Here is a 1,453-nt window from a genome sequence, read left to right on the forward strand (position 1 = left end):
GGAGCACTTTTTTCATGACTAAATATTCAACTACTTTGAAAATGGAAATTTGCAGTAAATACTTATCCCACCAAACCTCTTTAGCTAAACTAGAACGCGAATACGGCATTGATCATACCGAGATTAGGGCCTGGGCAGAACGTGCCCGTAAACATGGCTTAGCCGCTTTAAAGGTTACTCACACCCGACAAACTTATTTGCCTGAATTCAAGCTAAATGTGGTACGCTTCTATCATGAACATCACATGGGAGTACTCCAGGTAGCTGCAGTTTTTAATCTTTCGCGGTCAGTAGTAAGACAATGGCTGGCGGCTTATCAGGCTGCAGGCTACTCTGGGCTGCTCCCAAAATCCAAGGGGAGACCACCAACCATGACTAAAAAGAAGCGTCAGAAGAAGCTTAAACCCACTAAGAAGCTAACCGAAGTAGAACAATTGCGTCGTCAGGTTGCTGAGCTAGAGGCACAAAAAGCCGACTTAGAATTGGATAACTTAATCCTAAAAAAAGTGGCTGCCCGATATCCACGCTCACCAACCGGCAAAAAACCAGAATAGTCGTGGAGATTCGGGCTGAGCGACCTGAGGTGCCGTTAAAGCTTTTGCTTGCCAAGCTGCACCTTAACCGCAAAACTTATTACGACAACCGCAGTCACCGATTGAACCGATTAGATAAATACGCTGCTGTTAAAGGCGTAATCAAGTCTATCTTCTACCAAGAAAGTGATGAGACTTACGGTTATCGACGTATGCATGGTGCACTCTTAGATCAAGGCTTTAGCTATGCGCCCAATACCGTGCGCAAGCTGATGCGGCAGCTGGGACTAAAGACCAGAGTCTACAGTAGGCGCACTGCACGCTACAGTTCTTATGCGGGCCCTGCAGGCGTAATCAAGGAAAACATTTTAAAGCAGCGGTTTAATGAAACCAGACCCTACCACGTCTTACACACGGATATTACCGAATACAAGCTGACCACAGGCAAAAAGGTTTATATTTCACCGGTCATTGATGAGGCCTCACTGGAAATACTGGCTTGTCAAGTCAGCTATTCGCCTAACATGAAGCTGGTTTATGATATGCTGGCAGAGCTTAAGCACAAGCTGCCTAAAACAGCCCAGCCTATTTTGCATTCAGATCAGGGTTTTCAATACCGCCACAGCGGCTATCAGACCAAACTAAGACAGATGAAGATTAAGCAAAGCATGTCGCGCAAGGGTAATTGCCACGATAATGCACCGGGAGAAACCATCTTCAACCTAATGAAACGGGAGAAGCTCAACCGCATTAAGATCAGTTCACTAGCAGAAATGCGGGAAGTACTGCATGATTACGTTTACTGGTTCAATCATATTAGAAGATCAAACAAACTAAAATACACGACCCCGATCAAATATCGAAATCGTGCATTGAGTCTTGCGTAATATTAAAATGTCTAACTTTTTAGTTGCACTTCA

General features: G+C 44.7%; 1 protein-coding gene. It reads left to right on the forward strand.

Going from position 1 to position 1,453, the window contains the following annotated elements:
- Positions 1 to 14: 14 nt before the first annotated feature.
- A protein-coding gene (locus F5ESL0261_RS10085) for an IS3 family transposase (RefSeq protein WP_369792500.1) occupies positions 15 to 1,420 on the forward strand; the annotation gives its coding sequence in 2 pieces (ribosomal slippage) (positions 15 to 498 and positions 498 to 1,420; 1,407 coding nt in all).
- The last annotated feature ends 33 nt before the right edge of the window (positions 1,421 to 1,453 follow it).

The organism is Lactobacillus sp. ESL0261 (genome assembly GCF_003693025.1).
Taxonomy (GTDB): domain Bacteria; phylum Bacillota; class Bacilli; order Lactobacillales; family Lactobacillaceae; genus Lactobacillus; species Lactobacillus kullabergensis.